The organism is Paenibacillus sp. JJ-223, assembly GCF_927798175.1.
Lineage (GTDB): Bacteria > Bacillota > Bacilli > Paenibacillales > Paenibacillaceae > Paenibacillus > Paenibacillus hubeiensis.
In genome coordinates this window covers 91,039-112,307 of the sequence record NZ_CAKMMP010000016.1, presented here as the reverse complement: position 1 = coordinate 112,307, position 21,269 = coordinate 91,039, and the positions used below count along the sequence as shown (strand labels likewise).

The 21,269-nt window shown below is 50.7% G+C and carries 17 protein-coding genes; 11 read left to right on the top strand and 6 right to left on the bottom strand.

Annotation, left to right across the window (positions count from 1 at the left end; genetic code table 11):
- Nucleotides 1-2 precede the first annotated feature (2 nt).
- Entirely contained in the window at nt 3-992 is a 990-nt protein-coding gene (locus tag L6H98_RS24715; protein ID WP_236420349.1) for a 2-keto-3-deoxygluconate permease, read from the bottom strand.
- 163 nt (nt 993-1,155) lie between these two features.
- The gene (locus L6H98_RS24710; RefSeq protein WP_236420348.1) at nt 1,156-2,838 is read right to left on the bottom strand and encodes a sigma-54-dependent transcriptional regulator; all 1,683 of its coding nucleotides are present in this window, start codon (nt 2,836-2,838) and stop codon (nt 1,156-1,158) included.
- A 515-nt stretch (nt 2,839-3,353) separates the two neighbouring features.
- Between L6H98_RS24710 and L6H98_RS24705 the strand changes: the two genes are divergently transcribed.
- Both L6H98_RS24705 and L6H98_RS24700 read left to right on the top strand, forming a co-directional pair.
- Nucleotides 3,354-5,462 carry an RICIN domain-containing protein gene (locus L6H98_RS24705; protein WP_236420347.1) on the top strand — a complete coding sequence of 703 codons (2,109 nt, stop codon included), beginning with the start codon at nt 3,354-3,356 and terminating at the stop codon, nt 5,460-5,462.
- A 136-nt stretch (nt 5,463-5,598) separates the two neighbouring features.
- On the top strand, nt 5,599-5,817 hold the full coding sequence (locus L6H98_RS24700; RefSeq protein WP_236420346.1) for a hypothetical protein: 219 nt from the start codon (nt 5,599-5,601) through the stop codon (nt 5,815-5,817).
- Between the two features lie 152 nt (nt 5,818-5,969).
- On the opposite strand, the gene L6H98_RS24695 is transcribed toward L6H98_RS24700, so the two are convergent.
- Complete coding sequence (locus L6H98_RS24695; RefSeq protein WP_236420345.1) at nt 5,970-7,730, bottom strand: methyl-accepting chemotaxis protein; 1,761 nt, start codon at nt 7,728-7,730, stop codon at nt 5,970-5,972.
- A gap of 274 nt (nt 7,731-8,004) precedes the next feature.
- Here L6H98_RS24695 and L6H98_RS24690 point away from each other — a divergent pair, with 274 nt between their 5' ends.
- From L6H98_RS24690 to L6H98_RS24660, 7 genes are all read left to right on the top strand, one after another.
- Nucleotides 8,005-8,703, top strand: coding sequence for a PspA/IM30 family protein (locus L6H98_RS24690; RefSeq protein ID WP_236420344.1), 699 nt, complete (start codon nt 8,005-8,007; stop codon nt 8,701-8,703).
- A 72-nt stretch (nt 8,704-8,775) separates the two neighbouring features.
- Complete coding sequence (locus L6H98_RS24685; RefSeq protein WP_236420343.1) at nt 8,776-9,807, top strand: TFIIB-type zinc ribbon-containing protein; 1,032 nt, start codon at nt 8,776-8,778, stop codon at nt 9,805-9,807.
- A 41-nt stretch (nt 9,808-9,848) separates the two neighbouring features.
- The gene (locus L6H98_RS24680) at nt 9,849-10,607 is read left to right on the top strand and encodes a TPM domain-containing protein (protein WP_236420419.1); all 759 of its coding nucleotides are present in this window, start codon (nt 9,849-9,851) and stop codon (nt 10,605-10,607) included.
- Nucleotides 10,608-10,649: 42 nt separating this feature from the next.
- Nucleotides 10,650-11,660 carry an SPFH domain-containing protein gene (locus L6H98_RS24675; RefSeq protein ID WP_236420342.1) on the top strand — a complete coding sequence of 337 codons (1,011 nt, stop codon included), beginning with the start codon at nt 10,650-10,652 and terminating at the stop codon, nt 11,658-11,660.
- Nucleotides 11,661-11,897: 237 nt separating this feature from the next.
- A complete protein-coding gene (locus tag L6H98_RS24670) occupies nt 11,898-12,131 on the top strand; it encodes a DUF896 domain-containing protein (RefSeq protein ID WP_236420418.1) in 234 nt (77 codons plus the stop codon).
- A gap of 94 nt (nt 12,132-12,225) precedes the next feature.
- Nucleotides 12,226-13,191 carry a ring-cleaving dioxygenase gene (locus tag L6H98_RS24665; RefSeq protein WP_236420341.1) on the top strand — a complete coding sequence of 322 codons (966 nt, stop codon included), beginning with the start codon at nt 12,226-12,228 and terminating at the stop codon, nt 13,189-13,191.
- Nucleotides 13,192-13,226: 35 nt separating this feature from the next.
- Nucleotides 13,227-14,315, top strand: a complete 1,089-nt coding sequence (locus L6H98_RS24660) for a low temperature requirement protein A (protein ID WP_236420340.1) — start codon at nt 13,227-13,229, stop codon at nt 14,313-14,315.
- Nucleotides 14,316-14,502: 187 nt separating this feature from the next.
- On the opposite strand, the gene L6H98_RS24655 is transcribed toward L6H98_RS24660, so the two are convergent.
- Both L6H98_RS24655 and L6H98_RS24650 read right to left on the bottom strand, forming a co-directional pair.
- The gene (locus L6H98_RS24655; protein WP_236420339.1) at nt 14,503-15,177 is read right to left on the bottom strand and encodes a class D sortase; all 675 of its coding nucleotides are present in this window, start codon (nt 15,175-15,177) and stop codon (nt 14,503-14,505) included.
- 86 nt (nt 15,178-15,263) lie between these two features.
- Nucleotides 15,264-16,445, bottom strand: coding sequence for a response regulator (locus L6H98_RS24650; RefSeq protein ID WP_236420338.1), 1,182 nt, complete (start codon nt 16,443-16,445; stop codon nt 15,264-15,266).
- 529 nt (nt 16,446-16,974) lie between these two features.
- Between L6H98_RS24650 and L6H98_RS24645 the strand changes: the two genes are divergently transcribed.
- Nucleotides 16,975-19,761: a glycoside hydrolase family 3 C-terminal domain-containing protein gene (locus L6H98_RS24645; protein WP_236420337.1), complete on the top strand. Its 2,787-nt coding sequence runs from the start codon at nt 16,975-16,977 to the stop codon at nt 19,759-19,761.
- 106 nt (nt 19,762-19,867) lie between these two features.
- Complete coding sequence (locus L6H98_RS24640) at nt 19,868-20,059, top strand: hypothetical protein (RefSeq protein WP_236420336.1); 192 nt, start codon at nt 19,868-19,870, stop codon at nt 20,057-20,059.
- A 162-nt stretch (nt 20,060-20,221) separates the two neighbouring features.
- Here the strand turns inward: L6H98_RS24640 and L6H98_RS24635 are convergent, their stop codons facing one another.
- Nucleotides 20,222-21,127 (bottom strand): AraC family transcriptional regulator, encoded by a 906-nt coding sequence (locus L6H98_RS24635; RefSeq protein WP_236420335.1) that lies wholly within the window; start codon nt 21,125-21,127, stop codon nt 20,222-20,224.
- Between the last annotated feature and the right edge of the window lie 142 nt (nt 21,128-21,269).

Below are 21,269 nucleotides of genomic sequence, written 5' to 3'. Positions count from 1 at the left end.
GTTTATGAAGTCGTTTTCGGTTGATTGTATTTCGCGACGCCGCCTGATTTCTCCAGCCGCTTGGACAGGAAACCGATGAAGATCGGCAGCAGGATGGCCGTGGTCACTACGCTTGCGGCAATCTGTACAGTAGCGATTTCGGCGATTGGAGCAAAGGATGCGTTTGCAGCTACGATCGCGGCAGGCGTACCTACTGCGTTACCGGCAGTGGAACCTTCCGAAGCGCCAACGATCGGGTTCCATCCAATCGCTTTGAAGAGCAGAAATCCAATCCCGCCCGTAAGCAATACGGTCAGCACGCCAAGCAGAATACCGCTCAGTCCGCCTTGAATGATGGCCGAGAAGTTGATGCCCATACCGAGCGAAAAGGCAAAGAACGGAACCAGCTTGTCGCTGCCTTTATGCAGCCATTCCGCCAGATTGCGGTCCAGGTTGCCAAGAATGACACCTACGATCAACGGCAAAAGTACCGCCACGAAAGACATCGGGGAGAACATGCCGTTGGCAAAGCCCATGGCACCGAAGATGGAGAGTGCAACCATCGTCAGGAACGGGCCGTCGCTCAATGCAAGAAAAGGATAAGCGGCTTTGTCATCTTCCTTGCCGTACTGGCCGGCCAAGGCAATGTACAGACCGCCGTTGGAGTTCGTCATTGCAGCAATGATGGCAAGTGGCGCAAGGCCAAGAAACAATCCGTTCGAATCAGCGAAGAAAATGGCGATCAAACCTATTATCGCACCAATCCCCCACTTGAACGCAAGCAGCGTGAGACCTTTACCTACAGAAGAACCTGCCGTTTTGAACGTGATTTGCGTTCCGGCGATCAACAGGAACAATGCGATCAGCGTGCTTGAACTATTCACGAACAGCGCTTCGGTGAATCCGCCGATGCGGAGTGCGTTTGGAGCAAACGTATTGATGCATGCGCCGATGAGCAAGGGAACAACCATCATGCCGCCAGGGATACGATCTAATGTCGCTTTGATTTTCATAAGTGATAGCTCCTTAGTAATCGTTTTATAAAAGCGTTTGCAGGGACTATCTTATCTCATGGTGTTTATTTTGGCAACACATAATTACTGTAAATTTAAATATCCCATCAATAATGTTTAAAAATGCAACACTACAGTGTGAAAAAAGGGCGAAAACTTAAAGTCACTCTTTAAGTTTTCGCCATAAGGTGGCTCGGTTGATACCCAAGCGTTCGGCTGCTTTGGATTGATTGTTGTTTTCCTCGCGCAGCACATATTCGATGATTTCTTTTTCGATTTCTTTCAGCGTGCCATCCAATCGGATCGTATTCGAGACCGGACGTTGACGAAGCAGCCGGGATAATGTTTCGGTCGAAATGACGAAATCCCGTTCGTTCAGCGCCGCCTGTTTGACGAGATGTTTCAATTCGCTCACCGTCATTTGTGCCGATTGTTCCCGAATGAAGCGCAGCGCGTCTTCTTTGATTTTTACGGCATTCGTTCCATATTGCTGATGATAACGGCTCAAGAACTGCTGGATTAGAGACGGCAAGTCCTCCTGCCTGTCGGCCAGGCTTGGCATGATAATCGTATTCAGTTTCATATGGAGGGGCCAGTGATCGTCCAGCGCTTGCTCGCTCAGAATAAACACGCCGATTTTCATGTCCAGGCAGGTCTCGACAAAAGAGAGTAATTCCTGATCCTGAATTCGGTGTTCCACGTGGTTGATTTCAACGTTGCGCACTTTCGCTAGCGGAATATTGTGCAAATGGCCGGGAGGAAGCTGCGACATGTCTATCTGCAGGAGCAATCCGCCGTCCGAGTACATTTGATGGAGATGTTTGATCAGGAATGACTTGCCGGAATCCGGCTCGCCAAGCAGATGTATCGCTTCATGCTTTTCATGGAGCGCCTTGGTGTTCTTCAGGACGGCCTGCATGGTCGGCGATTCGGCCACGATCGGTTCGATCGAAGCCTCGGTATATGACTTGATACCGAATTGTGCAAATGAATAAGGATTTCCTTTTTCCATGTAATATATCTTATAGTTTTGGTTATCCAGGGTCGTTTCATGCGCCGTGACTGTCAGTTGGTAGTCGTTCACCATAAAAACGTTTTGTACTTTCGATTGGTGGAACTCCAGGTTGGTGTTAATGATATGAATCTGGTTTTCGGTGAGCGGATTGCGCTCAAAGTCGGCAAGACTCTCGAAGATCACCTTATTATGATCGTTCAAAATGAGCAGGTTCGGATGTTCCTGTGTTGCCAAATTGTTCAGGATCACGGAAGCCGTTTGATTTTGGCTCAGATAACGGTATACGAGTTGTGCGTCTTCCAACGCCCGCATAATCGATTCTTTGCCGGACTGGATCAGGAAACCTTCCAATCCATAGGTCTTTGCCGTATTGACGGTGATGACGTCGCCGACAATCTGTCGGTAACCGGATGCCTTCAGCTCCAGCAGCAGCGGAGCCACTTCCTCGGAGCTGTTGATCGTATACACTTTCAAAGGCAGGTCCATCAGATCAATGATTGCCTGCGCGCCGGACGTGATGTTGGAAAAACCGACAATGGCGGTAAGGCCGTTGAATTGGCTGGCCAATGTCAAGGAACGAATCATGTCGTATCCTGACAGCTGCACGTCAATGACGGGGATGGACACGGCATGTTTGATCAATTTGGCCGTTCCTCCGCGGCTGATGATGATCTGCGCTCCGTTTTTTTCCGCTTCGACGGCGTGTTCCACGCCTTTGGCCAAGTCGCCCACGTTCAGCTTGACGGCCAATTGGGGGAATTGGGGAATGCAATCTTGTATGATAGGAATCATCGCTTCGTAAGGAGCGACAATGTGAACTCGTGTACGCATAGTGATCCTGCCTTTTAATCAATATCGCCATTCATCAAGAGGATCGGTGATCCCAATGAATGAGCGCTTCCCTTATTATAGCCAACTTACAAGAGGAAGGCACCTTTTGTGTATATTGACGATGAGCTGGCTCGTGTGAACGCGACGGAGATTTGAACGGAGAAATAGAAAGAGGGAACACAATTAATTCACATTTTCACTAATCTATTAACGAATATATATATTTTGCAATGTGACAAAAAATGCCTTACTTCGACAAGGAGGACCCTTTAATATGAGGTTTAGTGTAGGGTTTGGAGCACCAAGTCGCTATACTTAATTCCTGAGAAGGGGGATGTTAATGTATATATTCATAAATTAGTGAAAACGCATTTTTTTGAAATGAATGGAATTGGGGCATTCGGAATGATTGGCTTACTTTAATTTGAAAGCGCTTCACTAGGGAGGGCTCATTAAATTACGGAGATATCGATTCTGCAATATATCATCCAAAATGAAGGGAGATTGGCCCGATCATGCAGCATATGCACAAACGATGGAACAAGCTGGGTTCGATGTTGTTGGTTTTCGTGCTGTTGGCCGTTACTTTGGGAAGCGGGAACGCGTTGGGCGCCGCAAGCTCGTCGACCACTTCGAACACAACCCGGGTTTCCGTGCACGACCCGTCGATCTATTACGATTCAGCTACGAACAAATACTATATATACGGTTCGCATCTGGCTCAGGCCAGCAGCACGGATCTTAGGAACTGGTCGTATGAAGGAACACAGGGATACGCCAACAGCACCCTGTACGCACCGTCCACGTTTGAAGGGTATTACTACCTCAAAAATAAAAACAGCGGCTTGTACCTGGACGTGGCCGACGGCTCGGCCGCGGACGGAACAAGCCTTCGTCAATGGTCTTATAACGGTTCCGATGCGCAGAAATTCAGAATCATGCATTACGGGAACGGGGACTACTACCTGCTTACGGCCAATTCGGCCTACAAAAGCGCTATTGACGTCAATGGCGGATCGGCTACGGATGGTGCTCCGATTGAGCAGTGGGCATATTGGGGCGGTGCGATGCAGCTGTTCCGGATTCAGCAAAATGCGGACGGCACGGTCGCATTCCTGACCAAGGCATCCGGGTATACCGGGGCGTTGGATGTGGCTGGCGGCAGCACGACTGCCGGAGCAAGCATACAGCAATGGAACTACTGGGGAGGAGATATGCAGAAATGGGAGCTGGTCAAAGCAGGCGGCACCGGCAATGCGTCCCGCAGCGCCGGGGCGGCGCTGACGTCCGCTCTGGCGGTATCGTATGCTTGGGCCGGATATAACGATCAGGACAGCTCCGGCGGCCATGCGGTATGGGCACCGGCTTCGCCGATCTACAATCCTTCCTATACGTGGGCAGACGGTTCCAAGGGCGCCTACATGTTGTATTACTCCACGTCTTCGACCTATATTCGCTCAGCCATCGGTTTTGGCGTATCCAAGTCCGTAAAGGGGCCATACGAGTACATTGATACCATCATTTACTCGGGCTTCACCAGCGGAAGCAATCCAATAACCACCACGTCATCCCTCGGCTCCAAAACGGTAAACACGTGGTACCAGAATACCAACATTCCCGAGCTGATCGACAAAGGCACGCTTTCCGGCACGAGGAGCGGCTGGTTCCTGGGCAATGGCGGTTACAACAACACGCTATTCCCGAATGCCATCGATCCTACATTGACTTACGATAGTTCCGGAAAACTGTGGATGAGTTATGGATCTTGGTCAGGGGGAATTTACATTCTTCAGATCAATCCGGATACAGGGCAGCCGATCTATCCGGGATCGGATAGCGGCAATACGGACCGTTATTTCGGGAAACGCATTGCGGGCGGTTACGGCAAAACCGGAGAAGCGCCGTACATCATTTATGACAAGGATGCAGGCTACTACAACCTTTACGTGACGTACGGCGGTTTGGCCAATGAAGGCGGGTATCATATTCGCGTGTATCGTTCCACAACGATCGACGGAACATATACCGATGCTGCCGGCAATCAGGCAGTCTATGCATCCGCTTCCGTCGATCAGTCGACCCGGGGAGTGAAGCTCTTCGGCAACTATGCGTTGGCCGGCATACCGCTCGGGTACAAATCGGGCGGGCATAATTCCGCCTTCGTCGATACGGATGGTGCGAGGTACTTGATTTACCATACCCGCTTCAATAATGGGACCGAGTACCATGAGGTTCGGGCGCATCAGCAATTTTTGAACGCCGACAAATGGCCGGTGACGGCCGTATACGAATTTTTGGGCAGCAGCATCTCTTCCACCGGATATAGCGCGAGCGACATGACGGGAACGTACCAATTCGTCAATATGGGGCTGGATGCTTCCATTAGCGGCGTGGGCATGCTTCCGACCCGAAGCGTGACGCTGAACGCCAACGGGACGATTACCGGCGACGTGACGGGCACATGGTCGAACACCGCCGGTACGTATTACTGCACCATGGTCATTAACGGGGTGACGTACAAAGGCGTATTCTTCAAACAAAAAAATGAGCTGTCCGGCCATAACGAAGTGATGACATTCTCACTGATCGGTTCCAACAACCAATCCATCTTTGGTTCCAAATAGGATCATCTGCGATCGGCGATGCCAGTTCCCTTTGGATTAGGCGTGTGATATTGATCACGGAAACAGAGCCTGCCGTTTTCCAAAATAACCATAGTGAAGTGATGCTGTGTTTAGGGAAAAGGAGGCACGATCATAGATGGCAGGAAGCCGCGAAATGGTTCAACCTGATTACATTATCGAACAAGTCGTCGACCGGTTCCCGTGCAGGGCACTGTGGAGCGAAGGCCGCCCTTGTCTGGAGTATCAACGGGAAGGCGATCTGGTGCAGATTGCGGAATATGTTCGAGAGCACTTTGGAGTCGAGCTGCTGGACGTCTTTTTCACCGCCGTGGAGAGTCTTCCGCTTGAACCGTGATGAACTGATGACTACATGTAACAGGAGCCCAAATAATCAACACAAACGCAATAGAAAAACTCACGAGACAGATGGCCGCAAGGCCTGGCATCTCGTGAGTTTTTTAATCCTGCCTTCATGCGCAGGTGATGCGGTCGGGAAGACAGGATGTCCTATGCCTGCAATTTGAAGCGGCTGATCAGCTCGCCCATCCGGATGACGCTGGCCTTGACCTGTTCGGACTGGTCGGATACGTCGCCGGATTGTTCTGTTGCCGATACCATCTGTTCGGCAATATGCTGCGTGGACACGGCCGATTGTTCGCTGGCTGCGGCAATTTCCTGAATGGAGCGAACCATCGTTTCAATGGATTCATTCGTCTCCTGGATGATGTGGAACAAACTTGCCGATGCATTTTTGTTCTGGTTTGCATGCTGTGCGTACTGTTCTGCCGTTTCTTGAAGCAGCATTGCATTTTCATTGACTTGTTCGGACACCCAGGCGAGCAGTTCCCGAACATGGGAGGACAAGTTGGTAACGGAATCGACGACCTCAACGGTCACCTGCTGGATTTGATCGGCAGCCTGGCGGGAGCCGTCCGCAAGCTTGCGGATCTCATCGGCCACGACCGCAAAACCTCTGCCGGCGTCTCCGGCTCGTGCGGCTTCAATCGAAGCGTTGAGGGCCAGCAAATTGGTTTGTGCCGAGATGTTCAGGATGGACTGGGAGAGCAGGCTGATTTGATCCACCGCCTGCGCACGCACCAAAGCATTGCTCAACCGGGTCTCGGTTTGTTGATACACTTGTTCCGCGGCCTTGCCGGATTCCTCTGCACGGGCTACCAACTGATGAGCTTGTTCAATGCTTTCTTCGGCTTGGACCACGCTCTCCTGGGCTTTGCTGCCGATGAAATGGGCCGATTCACGGATGTTATCGGCCGATGAGTTCATCGTTTCCGTATACGCGGATGTCTCCTGCATCGTGGCTGACAGCTGCTCTACGGTAGCGGAGACGTCCAGGACGCTTTTGTTCAGCTCCTGCATGCTGGCATTGGTGTTTTCGCTCATCGCATGAATGGAGCGGGATTCTTCCGCTACGCCCGTAATGATATTCACCGTGCTTGCCGTCATTTGGTCAATGGAGCGGGCGATGACGCTGATCTCGTTTTTCCCCTGTAATAGCTCGGGATTCAATGTCGCATACATGCGCCCTGCCGTGATTTCCTGGCAATACTGGGTGATGCCTTTCATTCGGCGGTGAAGGTTGCGAACGGTGATCCAGGTCGCGCCGACCATAAGAACCAGAAGAATGACTTGAAGGAAGCCGAGTATGCTGGCATGGTTTTGTATGTTGGTTTCGGTTTGTTCGAACAGGGCGGCCGATTGTGCTTCATTGTACTCGGCCAGAGCGGTTAACGATTCAACGATCGCGGTGCTGTTCGAGTTGATGCGATTGCGTTCCTCCTGGTCATAGGTGCCGGTATTTTTCTTGGCCTCCATAATCTTTTCGATATCTGCATAGTATGTATCCAGCTTTTGCTTCAAGTCGCCGTACATGCCCTGTTCTTGCTCGTTAAGATGTTGTGAGGAATAGCTGTTCAAGCCTTCGGACACGAGCCCTTTTCCTTTTTGAACCTGTTGATATTGCTTGTCCGTGTATTCCGATTTATCAAGCACCTTGGTATAGTTGGCACGCATGTTGTAGAAGTCGGCTTTGATGCCGAGAATGATGGCTTGATGCTGGAACCGGTCCTTGTATAACGTTTCCTGACCGTCCTGCGCGTCTTTCATGCCGTCCATGCCGACGAGAAATACGACGAACAAGGCGATCACGTTGAAACTGACCATCAAAATGAAGGTTGTCGTCAGCTTCAGGCGGTTTAGCCAAGCGAACCTGCCTGAAGAAGATGGCTCCGAATCGGATTTGCGAAACATATAGAATCCCCCTTGTTGTATCGATCCGTGCCGTGATTGGGCCGGATGTAATGCTATCCTGCTCAAGCATCGTGCACTTGCCACGAATCGTGATATCTATATGGATATATCGGAATATGGGACATTATGGAACAGGTAGAAAGTGGATGATTTTTAAATAAATGATTTAATATTGAAAGTTGTTATATGTTTGAATCGTCATAGAAAAATGAAACCTCTGATGTAAATTCATGTATTATAGTAAAAATGGTTACTTACTGTAGGAGGTACGGACATGGGCGTGTGGACGAGATTCAGGGATGTCATGAAGGCAAATGTAAACCATCTGCTGGAACGGGCGGATGATCCGGAGAAGGTTGTGGATGCATGCATGCGAAGCATGAACAGCGATCTGGGCCAGGTTAAGGCAGAAACTGCAGGCGTATTGGCTGAAGAGAGCCGGGCGAAGCGGGCGGTGGATGAGTGCGCAGCAGAAATCCGGAAACTCCAGCGGTATGCCGAAAAATCGGTTCAGGACGGCGATGAGGACAGGGCAAGAGGATTTCTGGAGAAGAAAGTAAAGCTGGCGGGTAAAATGAGCGAGCTTCAGGCGGCCCATGAACGGGCGTCGGCCAAAGCGAAAATGATGAAACACATGCAGGATAAGCTGGTATCCGATCTGAATCGGCTTGAATCCAGGCATGCGGAGCTCAAGGGAAAAATGGCCGATGCCCGGGCGCAGCAGCAGGCAAATGAACGGAATGCCGCGCTGCGGAGTGCGGATGCTGCCTTTAAAGCGATGGAGGAAAAGGCAAATCAGGCGCTAAATGAAGCAACGGCGCTTGCCGAGTTGCGTGCAGAAGCACAAGGCGACGATTTGGATGAATTGATTGCGCAGCTGGAGCGCGAGATGAATGCTGAGCCACGCGGTGGAAACGAGGCACTCACAACCGAGGAGGAGCTCCGGGCCCTGCAAGAACAGCAAAGGAAGTAATCGTCAGCTCTGCGTAACTTGACTTGTATGGAAGGAGCAAACGACCGATATTACAGACATGGGGGTGGGCAAATGCCTGTCATTGAATATAAATGCCCCAATTGCGGCAGCGGCATGATGTTTGACAGCGTTACAGGAGCATTGTCCTGTCCGAGCTGCGGACGGAAGGACGACATTGAGCAGCTTCCAGACCCTTTGAAGCGGCAGGTCTTCGAGGCAGGAGAGGTGAAGGAGTACCATTGCACCAGCTGTGGAGCCGTTATCGTAACCGAACCGGAGACAAGCGCCACGACATGCAGCTTCTGCGGATCGGCGGTGGTGCTGGCGGACCGATTGAGCGGGGAGTTGGCGCCTGCCAAGGTCATTCCGTTTTCGATTGGAAAGGAAGAGGCGAAGCGAGCGTTTAAAAAATGGTGCAAAAAAGGTTTACTGACACCCAGCTTTTTCATGACAGCGGACCGGATCAAGGGAATCACCGGAATATACGTGCCGTTTTGGTTATATGAGCTACATAATAAGGTTGTTGTAAGCGGTACGGGGACCAAGATAAGGACCTATACCCAAGGAGATTTCGATTATACGGAAACCAGGCACTTCAACATTTATCGAAGAATACGGTTAAATTTCGTAAATCTTCCTATTGATGCTTCCGCCAAGATGAACGATGCACTGATGGATAAACTGGAGCCGTTTCCTCAGAACAAGATGAAGGAGTTCAAAACCCCTTACTTAGCCGGATACATTGCAGAGAAGTACAGCTATACTGATGAAGAGCTGCTTCCTAGGGCGAAGGACAAGATGATGCCATATATCGACGAGTATGTGTCTTCAACGGTATCACAGTACAACAGCGTCAGCTTCACGGATGAACACATCGATACTGCGATGAAAAAGGCGGATTATGCATTGCTCCCGGTGTGGATGGTGCAGTACGACTATAAGGGGAAGGAATATACCTTCGCTATGAATGGTCATACGGGCAAGATTGTAGGCAAGCCTCCTATAAGCAAAGTTAAGGTTACCGCTTGGTTTACGGGGATCGCAGGAATTTCTTTCGTGGCCCTCAAGGCGGTTTCATGGATAATGGGAGGGGGATTCCTTTGAAAAATAGGGCGAGAGGATTTTCATTGATTGCTCTTGTCTTGTTGGCGGCCTGTTGGTTGTTTCCATTATTCGCAGTGGATAAGGTGGCGGCAGCCGGAAACAAAAATTTGATTTACGATAAGGCTGGACTGCTCTCCAAACAGGAGAAGGACGAGTTGAATCGGCTTGCCAACGAGTACGGTGCCGAACGGGAAACGGACTTTATTATCTATACGTCCAACAATGAGGCAAATAAGGATGTACAGCTAATGACAGAGGATTTCTATGATAAAAAGGGTCCCGGTTACGATAAGGCTCACGGCAATGCCGTCATCTTGGCCATGGATATGCACAATCGAGAAATATACTTGGCCGGCTTTTATAAAGCGAAGGAGTATCTCGATGACAGCAGGCTGGATAAGATCAGGGACAAGATCACTCCTGATCTGACTGACGGAAATTATGAGATGGCCTTTGAAAAATACATTCGATTATCGTACAAATACATGGGATATGAGCCTGGTGTAAACCCGGAAAATATTGTATTTAAGTTGTGGTTTCAGCTTGGTGTTTCCATTGTGATAGCTTGGATCATCGTAGCTGTGATGGTCTCGCGTTCAGGAGGCAAGGTGACCGTCGATCGAACAACATACCAGGATTCGGCAACTTCCAGCGTAGTAGATCGGCGAGACGAGTATACTCACACTACCGTGACCAAACGCAGAATTGAAAGCAGCAGCGACAGTTCAAGCGGCGGCGGAGGCGGCGGGGGTACGACCAGTGGCGGGCACTCGCACAGCGGCAGCCGGGGATCTTTTTAGGATGATGGCGGCTTATTGATTTCAGGAAAGGAAGGGATAAGGATGGGTTTTTTCAGGAACCAATTTGCAAACGTGGTGGAATGGGAAGAATTCAGGGATGACATGATTTTTTGGAAATGGAGCAACCGGGAAATCAAAAAAGGCAGCAAGCTGGTGATCCGTTCGGGGCAGGATGCCATTTTCCTCAACAACGGCAAAATCGAAGGCATATTCGAGGATGAAGGTTCGTTCAGTATCGAATCGGACATCATTCCGTTTCTGTCTACATTAAAAGGATTCAAATTCGGCTTCAACAGCGGTATGCGGGTTGAGGTGCTGTTCGTCAACACCAAAGAGTTCACCGTACGGTGGGGCACGCAGAGCCCGATTCTGATCCCGACGCCGCAGCTTCCCGGGGGCATGCCGATCCGAGCGAACGGCACGTTTAATTTCAAAGTGAGCGACTATGTCACACTGATCGATAAAATTGCGGGCATCAAACAGAGCTATCTCGTCGAGGATGTCAAAATCCGCATGACCGCCGTATTGGATCAATTGCTTATGAAGTGGATCAGCCGGGAAGGCAAGGACATGTTCAACCTGCAGGCCAATGCCGCCGAAATTGCGCGTGGAATCCGCGAGGATCTGGACATGGAAATGATGGACATCGGCATTGGCATTACCGGTTTCCAAGTTATGAGCTTTAATTATCCGCAAGAAATCCAGGACATGATTACGAAAACGGCCTCCCACGAAATGATCGGTAACCTCCAGAAGTACCAGCAGGTCAGCATGACGGACGGCATCGCTTCGGGCAAGGTGAAGGGTGGGGGAGCAGCTTCGGACATGGCAAGCATGATGATGGGCATGAACATGGCGAACGAAATGCTGAAGAACATGAATCAGGGCAATGCAGGTCAACATCAGAACCCGAACCAGCAGCAAGAAGCCGGTCAGTCCAATGCGCAGGGAGGAAGCGCCCCTTCTTCCAATGCACCGAATTTTTGTCCGAATTGCGGAACCAAAAACGAAGGCTCCAAATTTTGTCCGAACTGTGGTCATAAATTGGGGTAACACGAATGTCTCCCGCCGGGGAGGCGGTATAAGCTGGCGAACGGGTGAACTTGCACCCGGTGGCCGGCTTTTTTTGTCCCCCTGTAGTTGTACGGCAAGGCATTACCCGCCGGGTGGAAAACAATGATTTATTTTTAGTTGAAAAGTGTTGACAAAGTGAACGAGATATATTATCTTTAAATCAAGATATTTAATATAAAACAAAACGAACACCACAATAAAGGAGAGATCAAGATGATTATTCCAATGCTGGACAGAATCAACGAGTTGTCGAGACAGGCGAAAGAGAATGGTTTGACGGAAATGGAGAAAATGGAGCAGGCCCGCCTGCGCCGGGAATATCTTCAGGTCTTCCGCGGCTCGGTCAACGACATTCTGCTGAACGCAACCATCTATGATCCGAATGGCGATGACGTCACTCCTGACAAACTGAAAGCGAGACAGGAAGAAATCGCGAAAGACAAAGAATAAATTTTTTTACTCATATATCTTAAAATAAAGATTATATAATTCAAAATAAATAAACAAAACAAATAAAAATGGTATACACTTAGGAGGAATTACAATGACTATTCAAACGACAGGCATCCACCACATTACCGCATTCGCTGGAGACCCACAGGCTAACGTTGACTTCTATGCAGGGGTTCTCGGACTGAGACTGGTGAAAAGAACCGTTAATTTTGACGCACCAGACGTGTACCATCTGTATTTCGGGGATGAACACGGCAGTCCAGGCACCATCATCACGTTCTTCCCGTCAGCTGGTGCACGTCGCGGCCAGATTGGCGGCGGCCAAGTCGGCGTAACGACGTATGCCATTCCGGTCGGTGCGCTCGATTTCTGGCAAGAGCGTTTGGAGGGTTTCGGTCTCAACGTGACGAGAACAACCCGCTTCTCCGAAACATTCCTACAATTCGAGGACACCGAGGGGCTGCGTTTGGAACTCGTTGAACGTGAGGAAGGAGCAAACAGCACTTGGACGCAAGGAAGCATCCCGGCTGATAAAGCGATCAAAGGATTCGGCGGCGCCGTGTTGTTCAGCGTCAATCCGTTGAGAACGATGGATGCGCTGGTACGCATTCTGGGCTTCGTCAAAGTGGATGAGAACGCAGAGTATGCCCGCTTCCGCTCCATCGGTGACCTGGGCAACGTGATCGATGTGCCTGTAGAGCGTATTCCGCTTGGAACGGGCGGGGCAGGTACGGTGCACCACATTGCATGGCGTGCCAAAGATTTCGAGGAGCATGATCAATGGAGGGATGCCGTGTATCAATACGGATACCAGCCTACACCGATCCGCGATCGTCAATACTTCAATGCCATCTACTTCCGTGAAGCGGGCGGAATCTTGTTCGAAATCGCGACGGATCCTCCGGGCTTTGCAAGAGACGAACCCGCCGAGACCATGGGAGAAAAATTGATGCTGCCGGATTGGTTCGAACCGCACCGCGATCAGATCGAGGCGAATCTGCAGCCGATTGAAGTACGGGTATTGGAACCTGCGGGCACGACTTTGGAGCAAGGCTAATTAACATTCATTTTGCTTAAGAGAAAGGGAAGAGGATGATGGAAAAAAAGGTAACCTGGCTGGAGCTGTTCTATGATCTGCTCTTTGTCGCAGCCGTGTCCAAGGCAGGCCATGTCCTGCTCCACGCCGAGCATGGCATTATCCCCTATGATTATCTGCTGAAATTTGTGTTGATTTTCATTCCTGTCTGGTGGGCCTGGGTCGGCCAGACGATGTTTATCAACCGCTACGGACAGGATATTCTCGCACATCGCGTGTTCCTTATCCTGCAGCTCCTGTCCGTGTTGGTCATGACGGCGAGCCTATCGGTTGATTTTGACCAGTATTATCTTCCCTTTTTCATCGGCTACATCGGTTCAAGAGCCTTCACGGCGATCCAGTATTTCTTGCTCCATGGGTCCAAAAGCGACCATCACCTCAATGCGGCGCGTTTCTTGGGCCTAAGCTTCCTGATCGGCATTGCGATCTCGTCGTTCTCCCTGTTCTTCGATTCTTGGGTTCGATACCTCATCCTGTACGTCGGCATTGCGGTCGATATCATTCTTCCGCTGATCGGCCGCAGACGCTTGGTGAAAGTGCCGATCCATACGCATCATTTGATGGAACGCTTTGCCTTGTTCACCATCATCTTGCTTGGGGAATCCGTCGTTAGCATGATTGCAGTGCTGCAGCTGGACCGCTGGAACCTGGAGTCGATCCTGTTCATTGCCTTTACGGCAGTATTCGTGATCGCGATGTGGTGGCAGTACTTCGATAATGTGGAGAAAAACGTGAGCAAAGAAATTCGCACCTCCGGGCAGGCGATGATTTACGGCCACCTGTTCATCTATATCTCGATGAGCATGATCGCAGCCTCGATCCAGCTGCTGTACTTGAACAAACTGAACTACGGCTTCATGCTTGCCTTTGCATTCGGTTCGTTGCTGCTGTACTTCGCTTCCACCGCGCTGGTGTTCCACCAGTATAAACACGCACATCTGCGCATGCGCCCACTGCAATTGGCGATACTGCTTGCAATCGTGGGAGTCAGCATCGTCGTGGATCTTGTCTACCATGTGCCTAATTATGTCGTGATGGGGGAGAATATGATTTTCTTCCTGGCTTATGCGAAGCTGACGACTTGATTTGAAGTAATCTATAGTTTTGAGAAAAGCTGCGAACATTGTTCGCGGCTTTTCTTTAATTTTTTCGCAGCATCGTTGGGATTTTCCATTGTAAACGGGTGATTGAATAGCGCCAAAAAACTCCCGCCGGAACGGGAGCCTCTTTTTTAGCAAGAACATATGGAAAGCAACGGATAAGAATCGATATCTACGTATGGGAAGCGGAAGATGGAGTTGCAACCGCTCTGACAATCAGACGGTGAGTCGGGTTAATGAGCGGATCACAAGTGATCAATGTAAGCACTTGGCCCAGTTTGGGATCTTCCAACACCGATAAATCGGTAGGCTCAACGACGGTGATTCGGTCAACCTTGTAGTTGATCGTTGTTCCGCCAGCCAGGGTGACCTGAATATCGTCGCCGATCTCAAGCTCTCCGAGCCGATTGAACAGACGGCCTTTTTTGTGCGCGCGATGGGCTGCGATGGCAGCGTTCCCTTCAGACCCAATCGGGGAGGTCTCTACCAGATGAGTCGCCGCGACCTTCATGTTTTGCACGGTGGCATCCTCCAGGATCGGCAGGCGGACGTCGATTTTGTCGATGGAAATCAGACCGATTGCGTCTTGGGTCGAGTCCAATAGCTGATTCGCTTCCGACCCCGAGAGATTTGCTTCCTCTGCCCCTTCAGTAAAGGAGGAGTTCAATTTGGACAGCCCGCTTTGCAGGTTTTGCGGAGAAGCGGCAGTCTTTTTAGGGGCTGCGAGCTCCTGTTCCAGCCGACTCATGACCCTTGCCTGCTGCCAGTCGTTCCATTTTTCCTGCAAATATGGAAAGCTAATCACCAATGCTCCAACCAATATGAACAGCATGGAGAGTTTTTTCATGGAATTGAAATGCTCCTTTGATTCAAGAATGACGATTCATTCTTTAGTGTAAGGAATGAACATCTACAAAAACTCAACAATGCAATTTATGCCTGCTTTAGAGAGCGCTTCTGGGGTTCGATGCCGGCCTGCTCGACAGACCATTCCTCAAAAGTAGCGGGCAGCGTAATGCCAAGCTCTTCCCAGTACAAGTCTTTCATTTCCTGATAATGAGCCGTCGCTGCATCATGCTCGCCCAGATCCACATAGAGTCCGATGAGTCCCAGATGCGTTTTTTCACTATAAGGGTGAACGCCGAGGATTCGTTTATACTCATTGATCGCCTCGTGAACCTTGCCTGCCTGGATGTAGAACTGGACGAGATTCATGGAGTGATGGAGCCAGAGCAGCCGCAGCCGCTGACGTTCTCCTTCTGCCCAGTGGTAATCATGGTCTGCCAGATAGTCGTTGACATACAGCTGGTTCAGCTGGTAGTGCTCTTCGTAGTTTTCTTCCGTGATTTCGCCCAAATTGCGGATTCCCTGTTCGAATCGATCCACGTCAATGATTACTTGCAGCGTATGAAGCGTATACCCTTCGCCGCCGCTTGCATTTACAATTTCCACAGGCATGCCCGCTTGTTCAAGACATTTGCGGATATGGTATATGGTAGTGTACAGATAAGTCGATGCTTTTTTGAAATCCTGGTCGGGCCAAAACTCCTGAATGAGCAGGTCCTTGCTGACAAACTGGTTGCGATTATGCAGCAAGTAGGCGAACAGCTCCTGAGCTTTGGTTGTGCGCCAGCGAAATTGGGCCTGACCCGCTTCGCGGTTCGGTCCGTTTGGGACGTAGGCTGGACGCAGCGTCTTGAAACAGCAGATCATCTGGCCTGCAGGCTCATTGGGCAGCGATTTCGTCAGCGTCATACGTTCCATCACACGTTTCATCGATTTGGCCAGGCGCTCGGCTTGAACCGGTTTGAGCACGTAATCGAGGGCATTCATTTCAAAAGCATCAATCGCATAACGGTCATAGCCGGTTACGAAAACAATATCGGATTGCGGGCTCGCCGCTTGCATCATCTCTGCTGCTTGCATCCCGTTCACCTCCGGCATGACGATATCCAGGAAAATCACGTCAGGTTTGTGTATTTTCGCCTGTTCGATGGCTTGTAGCGGATTGGTGCAGCTGTCCACGATTTCGACATCGGGCAAAATGTTTAAAAGTTGTTTGGTCAGAACTAAAATAGCAAGTTTCTCGTCGTCCACCAACAATGCTCTGATCATGAGATATACAACCTTCTTCCCCAACATTATAAAAATAAGTATATATACGTTCCAGTGAAGCCGTAAAATTCCCGTAATGAGAGGAAAAGCCCATTTTAACAAGGACCATTTCCCTTGAACGCGCATCGAATGATGCCTTTTTTATGTATGGGCCGCGGCCCCCATAAATAATGACTTGCTTTCGGGCTAGGTGTGATGCTGCACCAAACAAAGAAATCATGCAAATCAAAACAGACTACTAAACCTAACCATCATATCAAACATTGAAACATCTCCATAGTAAATCGGTTTTTTTCTCAAGTTTCTTAATATAATCTCGTGTTTTGAATAGCCATGCAAGTCCTAATTGTCAGCCGGAGAACGTCCGATTTATGAACAATATTAATGAAGTTTCTAAGAAAAACGTTTTCGTATTTATTTTCCGCCATGGAATCTGGTAATATGAGACTAGATACAGGTGAATTACTCGGCTTCAGTCAACGAGATCGAGATTCATGGGTATGGAGATGATAATCAGGAGGGGAAACGGGTGAGCACAAATCAGATTGGTGTTCCTTTGGAAGGGTTTGCAGAATTTAGCCGGACGGTTGCTGCCGAAGGGGCCGTTTTGCTTAGAAATAACGGAGATTCACTTCCTATTCGAAAATCCGAAAACGTTTCAGTTTTTGGCCGAATTCAAGTGAATTATTATCGCAGCGGAACAGGTTCCGGCGGTAGTGTGCATGTCGCCTATACGACCAACTTGTTGGATGGGCTGCGCAGCAAAAAACAGATCAGCGTCAATGAGGAACTCGCGGCCGTTTACGAAAAATGGATTGAGCAGAATCCGTTCGATGATGGTGGCAAAGTCTGGGCGGCAGAGCCGTGGAACCAGAAGGAAATGCCGCTGACGGATGAATTGGTGGCTCAGGCAAGAGCGAAGTCGGATAAAGCAATCATTGTCATCGGCCGTACGGCGGGGGAAGACCAGGATAACGCTGACGCGCCGGGAAGCTATCAATTGACGGAAGACGAGAAATCGATGCTGAAGCTGGTTACCAACCACTTTGAACAAACGATCGTAGTCCTGAACGTATCCAATATCATCGACATGAGCTGGCTGGATGACAAGAGTTACGTCAACCCGATTCAAAGCGTGATCTACTCGTGGCACGGCGGCATGGAAGGCGGAAACGCGATTGCGGACGTTCTGGTCGGCGAAGTGACGCCAAGCGGTAAACTGACGGATACGATTGCTTATTCGATCCATGACTACCCTTCGACCAGCAATTACGGAAATGAATTCAAGAACTTGTACCAGGAAGATATTTATGTAGGGTACCGATATTTCGAAACGTTTCGACCGGAAAAGGTCCAGTTTGAATTCGGGTACGGCCTCTCTTACACCACATTTGCAGTAGAGACCGAAGAAGCCCAAGTCGTAGCCAAGAACGACAAAACTTGCATTGAGATCAAAGCTGCGGTAACCAACACGGGTTCTGTCCATGCTGGCAAAGAAGTTGTGCAGGTGTACTACGAAGCTCCTCAGGGTAAATTGGGACAGCCTGTCAAAGCGTTGGTTGCCTTTGGCAAAACAAGCTTGCTGCAGCCGGGAGAATCGCAGACGCTGACGATCAGCTTCCCGGTAGATTCCATGGCTTCTTACGATGACGCCGGGGTGACCGGACATGCTTCCGCTTATGTAATGGAAGAAGGAACATACCGTTTGCATGTCGGAACCAGCGTCAAACAAACGGAACATGTGAAGGTCGATGGGCAGGAAGGCTACGTCGTGGAGTCCGTACGGGTTGTCGAGCAGCTTGAAGAAGCGATGGCACCCGTCGAGTCGTTCACACGCATGAAACCGGGAGCGCGCAAGGAAGACGGGTCATATGAGCTGACCTATGTGGAGGCTCCGAAACGCAAGGTCGACATGGCTCAGCGGATCGAACAGCGTCTGCCGGCGACGTTGGAGCAGACCGGGGACCAAGGGTACAAGCTTCAGGATGTGAAGGATGGCAAAGTGAGCCTGGAAGCCTTCGTCGCCCAATTGAGCGATCAGGATCTTGCAACCTTGATCCGCGGTGAAGGCATGAGCAGTCCGCTCGTTACGTCGGGAACGGCCTCGGCATTCGGCGGCGTGAGCGATAGCTTGTTCAAGCTTGGGATCCCGGTGGCTTGTACAGCCGACGGCCCGTCCGGCATCCGTATGGACAGCGGCGAGAAGGCCACGCAGGTGTCCATCGGAACACTGCTGGCAGCCACATGGAATACACAGCTGGTGGAAGAATTGTACGTGATGGAAGGTCAAGAGCTGCTCCGAAACCAGATCGACACGCTGCTCGGCCCTGGCCTCAACATTCGCCGCAGCCCGCTGAACGGCCGCAACTTCGAATATTTCTCGGAAGATCCGCTCATTTCGGGACAATTCGCGGCGGCTTGTACGCGTGGCATTATGAAGGGCGGATCGAACGCCACGCTGAAACACTTTGCCTGCAACAACCAGGAGAAACACCGCAGCAAAGTGGATGCCGTCGTATCCGAGCGTGCGCTCCGCGAGATTTACTTGAAAGGCTTCGAAATTGCCGTCAAGGAAGGCGGAGCCAACTCCGTGATGACGTCTTACAATCCGGTTAACGGACACTGGGCAGCTTCGAACTACGATCTGAACACAACCATTTTGCGTGGAGAATGGGGCTTTGAGGGTATTGTCATGACCGACTGGTGGGCGATCATGAATGATGTCGTTCAAGGCGGAGCAGCCGACCGTAAATACACCAACTGGATGATCCGCGCCCAGAACGATCTGTACATGGTTGTGCCGAACTATGGCGCGGAGATCAACGGATGGGACGACAACACGCTGGAGTCGTTGGAGAACGGCACATTGACGCGCGGTGAGCTTCAGCGCTCGGCCAAAAACATTTTGACGTTTATTCTGGACGCCCCGGTCATCTCCAGAAAACTGGAATTGAACGAGACGGTTGCCGCGTTCAAAGCTGATTCAGCCCTGTCTGCGGAAGGTGCGCAGGCATTGGCGAACGATCCTCAAGTGAAGCCGGCAGTAGGCGAGCCTGTGCGCATGAACGTGACTCAGGCCGGCGAATACCGGATCATCGTGCAAATCATGTCGCCGGAACCGGAGCTGGCCCAAAGCGCCTGCAACGTGCTGCTGGGCGGCCAATTGATGACGACCATCCAGACGAACGGAACGGAAGGCAAATGGATCCGGCAGCGCCTGGTGAAAGTGCAGCTGGAGGAAGGCGTGTACGAATTGACGCTGGACTTCACCAAGCCAGGTTTGCAGATCGATTGGATTGAATTTAAACTGGTTTAAAGCAGCTTGTCGCCTGTGACGCGAAACATGATCATATAAATGCTGCTATGGAGGAATCCGTGAGAGGGCTGAACGCTGAACAAACTGTTCCGGGAGGTCGCGAAACGTGAGAAGGTACAATTTCTGGAGTCCGATCCTGTTGATTGCGGTGGCGCTGATTACGAGAAGCCTGGTGACCAACTTGGCCCTGCTCTTTGGCCTGTCGCATGAGGCAGCCAGCAATCTCGCCATGATTGCCATGATCATCGCTGCACTTATTATGTATACCCGCATGACGAAGGCACGGCGCAAAAAATAATAAAACAGTTCACATAAAGGCCCCTGCATTTTAGCAAAGGCCTGCCATTCAGACACCCTTGAGGTGTCTTTTTTTCGTTATTTCTAGGAGGGGCATCCCCGTCGACGCCTCCTACGGCGAATGCAGGGAGAGACTTTCATTCCTTTCTTCCGTACAATCCCCTCAGGCCCGAGGCCGCGGGCGAAACTGGTTGGGCGATAATCCCGTGCCCCGCCTGAACTGCCTGGAGAAATGACTGACGGAATGATAGCCGAGCTCATCGGCGATGTCCTCGACCGTTTTGCTTGTGCTTACCAGCATTTGCTTGGCTCGGTTGAGTTTGGTTTCAGTGAGGTACTGGCGTGGTGATATGCCGTATATTTCTTTGAACACTTTGGTGAATTGGCTGCGGCTCAGATTCAGTTCGTCCGCTGCCTGGCTTATGGAGCCGTCGCCCGAGATGAGGTGCTGCAGCTTCTCTTCAATGAGATGGGCCGTGTCGGCTTTATGAATGGTCGAATGCAGCGGTTCGGCGGCCATCGACTCCTCTTCTACCTTCACGGCCAGTCGGAGAATTTCCTGAATAATGAGCAGAATGTAGGCCTGGAGCGCGATTTTCTGGACAGGGTTCAGCGTCAGGCGTCGTTCCGTCTCCGCGGCGGGCATCTCGCCTGCAGACGCCAAACTGGGCTGCATCTCCCGTTCGATGTGTGCGACGTATTCCGTCAACCCAGCCATTTCCGCCATGGAGGCGGGAAGAAGATGGTATTCGCGTTGGCTCAGCGTCTTGCGTATGGAGTAATCGTCCATATCGAAGTGTATGTCGAAGAAACGAAAGCAATCCTCGCTTTCGGCCATATTCTCCATTTCGTGCCGGGTACCCGAACGAATGAACAGCCAATCTCCGGGCCGAAGCCGGATCTCGAGATGCTGCAGCTTCAGCCTAGCTGTTCCGGCCTGGCAATACATGATTTCATACAAATGATGGTGATGTCTGGGATATCGCCAACCGGGCGGTTTGGCGCCGAAATGGCAGCCCGTAATGTGCAGCGTGTTGGTCATATTCGGAAAAATCACGTCAGTGTACATTTCGTCGCCCCCAACGGTCATGTTGCCAAGATTATATCACTCGGATGTAGGCTGTAAAAGATGAACTTGACGCTTGGCGCATGTCGCAGAAAAGGTAGTCCGCTGAGGATGAAATGGCACAAAAGGTCAAAAAGCCGGACGT

Bases quoted from the DNA above. Each gene is read 5' to 3' on its own strand.
- L6H98_RS24655 (WP_236420339.1), bottom strand. From the start codon at position 15,177: ATGAAAAAACTCTCCATGCTGTTCATATTGGTTGGAGCATTGGTGATT.
- L6H98_RS24710 (WP_236420348.1), bottom strand. From the start codon at position 2,838: ATGCGTACACGAGTTCACATTGTCGCTCCTTACGAAGCGATGATTCCT.
- L6H98_RS24635 (WP_236420335.1), bottom strand. From the start codon at position 21,127: ATGTACACTGACGTGATTTTTCCGAATATGACCAACACGCTGCACATT.
- L6H98_RS24690 (WP_236420344.1), top strand. From the start codon at position 8,005: ATGGGCGTGTGGACGAGATTCAGGGATGTCATGAAGGCAAATGTAAAC.
- L6H98_RS24660 (WP_236420340.1), top strand. From the start codon at position 13,227: ATGATGGAAAAAAAGGTAACCTGGCTGGAGCTGTTCTATGATCTGCTC.
- L6H98_RS24685 (WP_236420343.1), top strand. From the start codon at position 8,776: ATGCCTGTCATTGAATATAAATGCCCCAATTGCGGCAGCGGCATGATG.
- L6H98_RS24675 (WP_236420342.1), top strand. From the start codon at position 10,650: ATGGGTTTTTTCAGGAACCAATTTGCAAACGTGGTGGAATGGGAAGAA.
- L6H98_RS24695 (WP_236420345.1), bottom strand. From the start codon at position 7,730: ATGTTTCGCAAATCCGATTCGGAGCCATCTTCTTCAGGCAGGTTCGCT.
- L6H98_RS24715 (WP_236420349.1), bottom strand. From the start codon at position 992: ATGAAAATCAAAGCGACATTAGATCGTATCCCTGGCGGCATGATGGTT.
- L6H98_RS24650 (WP_236420338.1), bottom strand. From the start codon at position 16,445: ATGATCAGAGCATTGTTGGTGGACGACGAGAAACTTGCTATTTTAGTT.
- L6H98_RS24700 (WP_236420346.1), top strand. From the start codon at position 5,599: ATGGCAGGAAGCCGCGAAATGGTTCAACCTGATTACATTATCGAACAA.
- L6H98_RS24705 (WP_236420347.1), top strand. From the start codon at position 3,354: ATGCAGCATATGCACAAACGATGGAACAAGCTGGGTTCGATGTTGTTG.
- L6H98_RS24665 (WP_236420341.1), top strand. From the start codon at position 12,226: ATGACTATTCAAACGACAGGCATCCACCACATTACCGCATTCGCTGGA.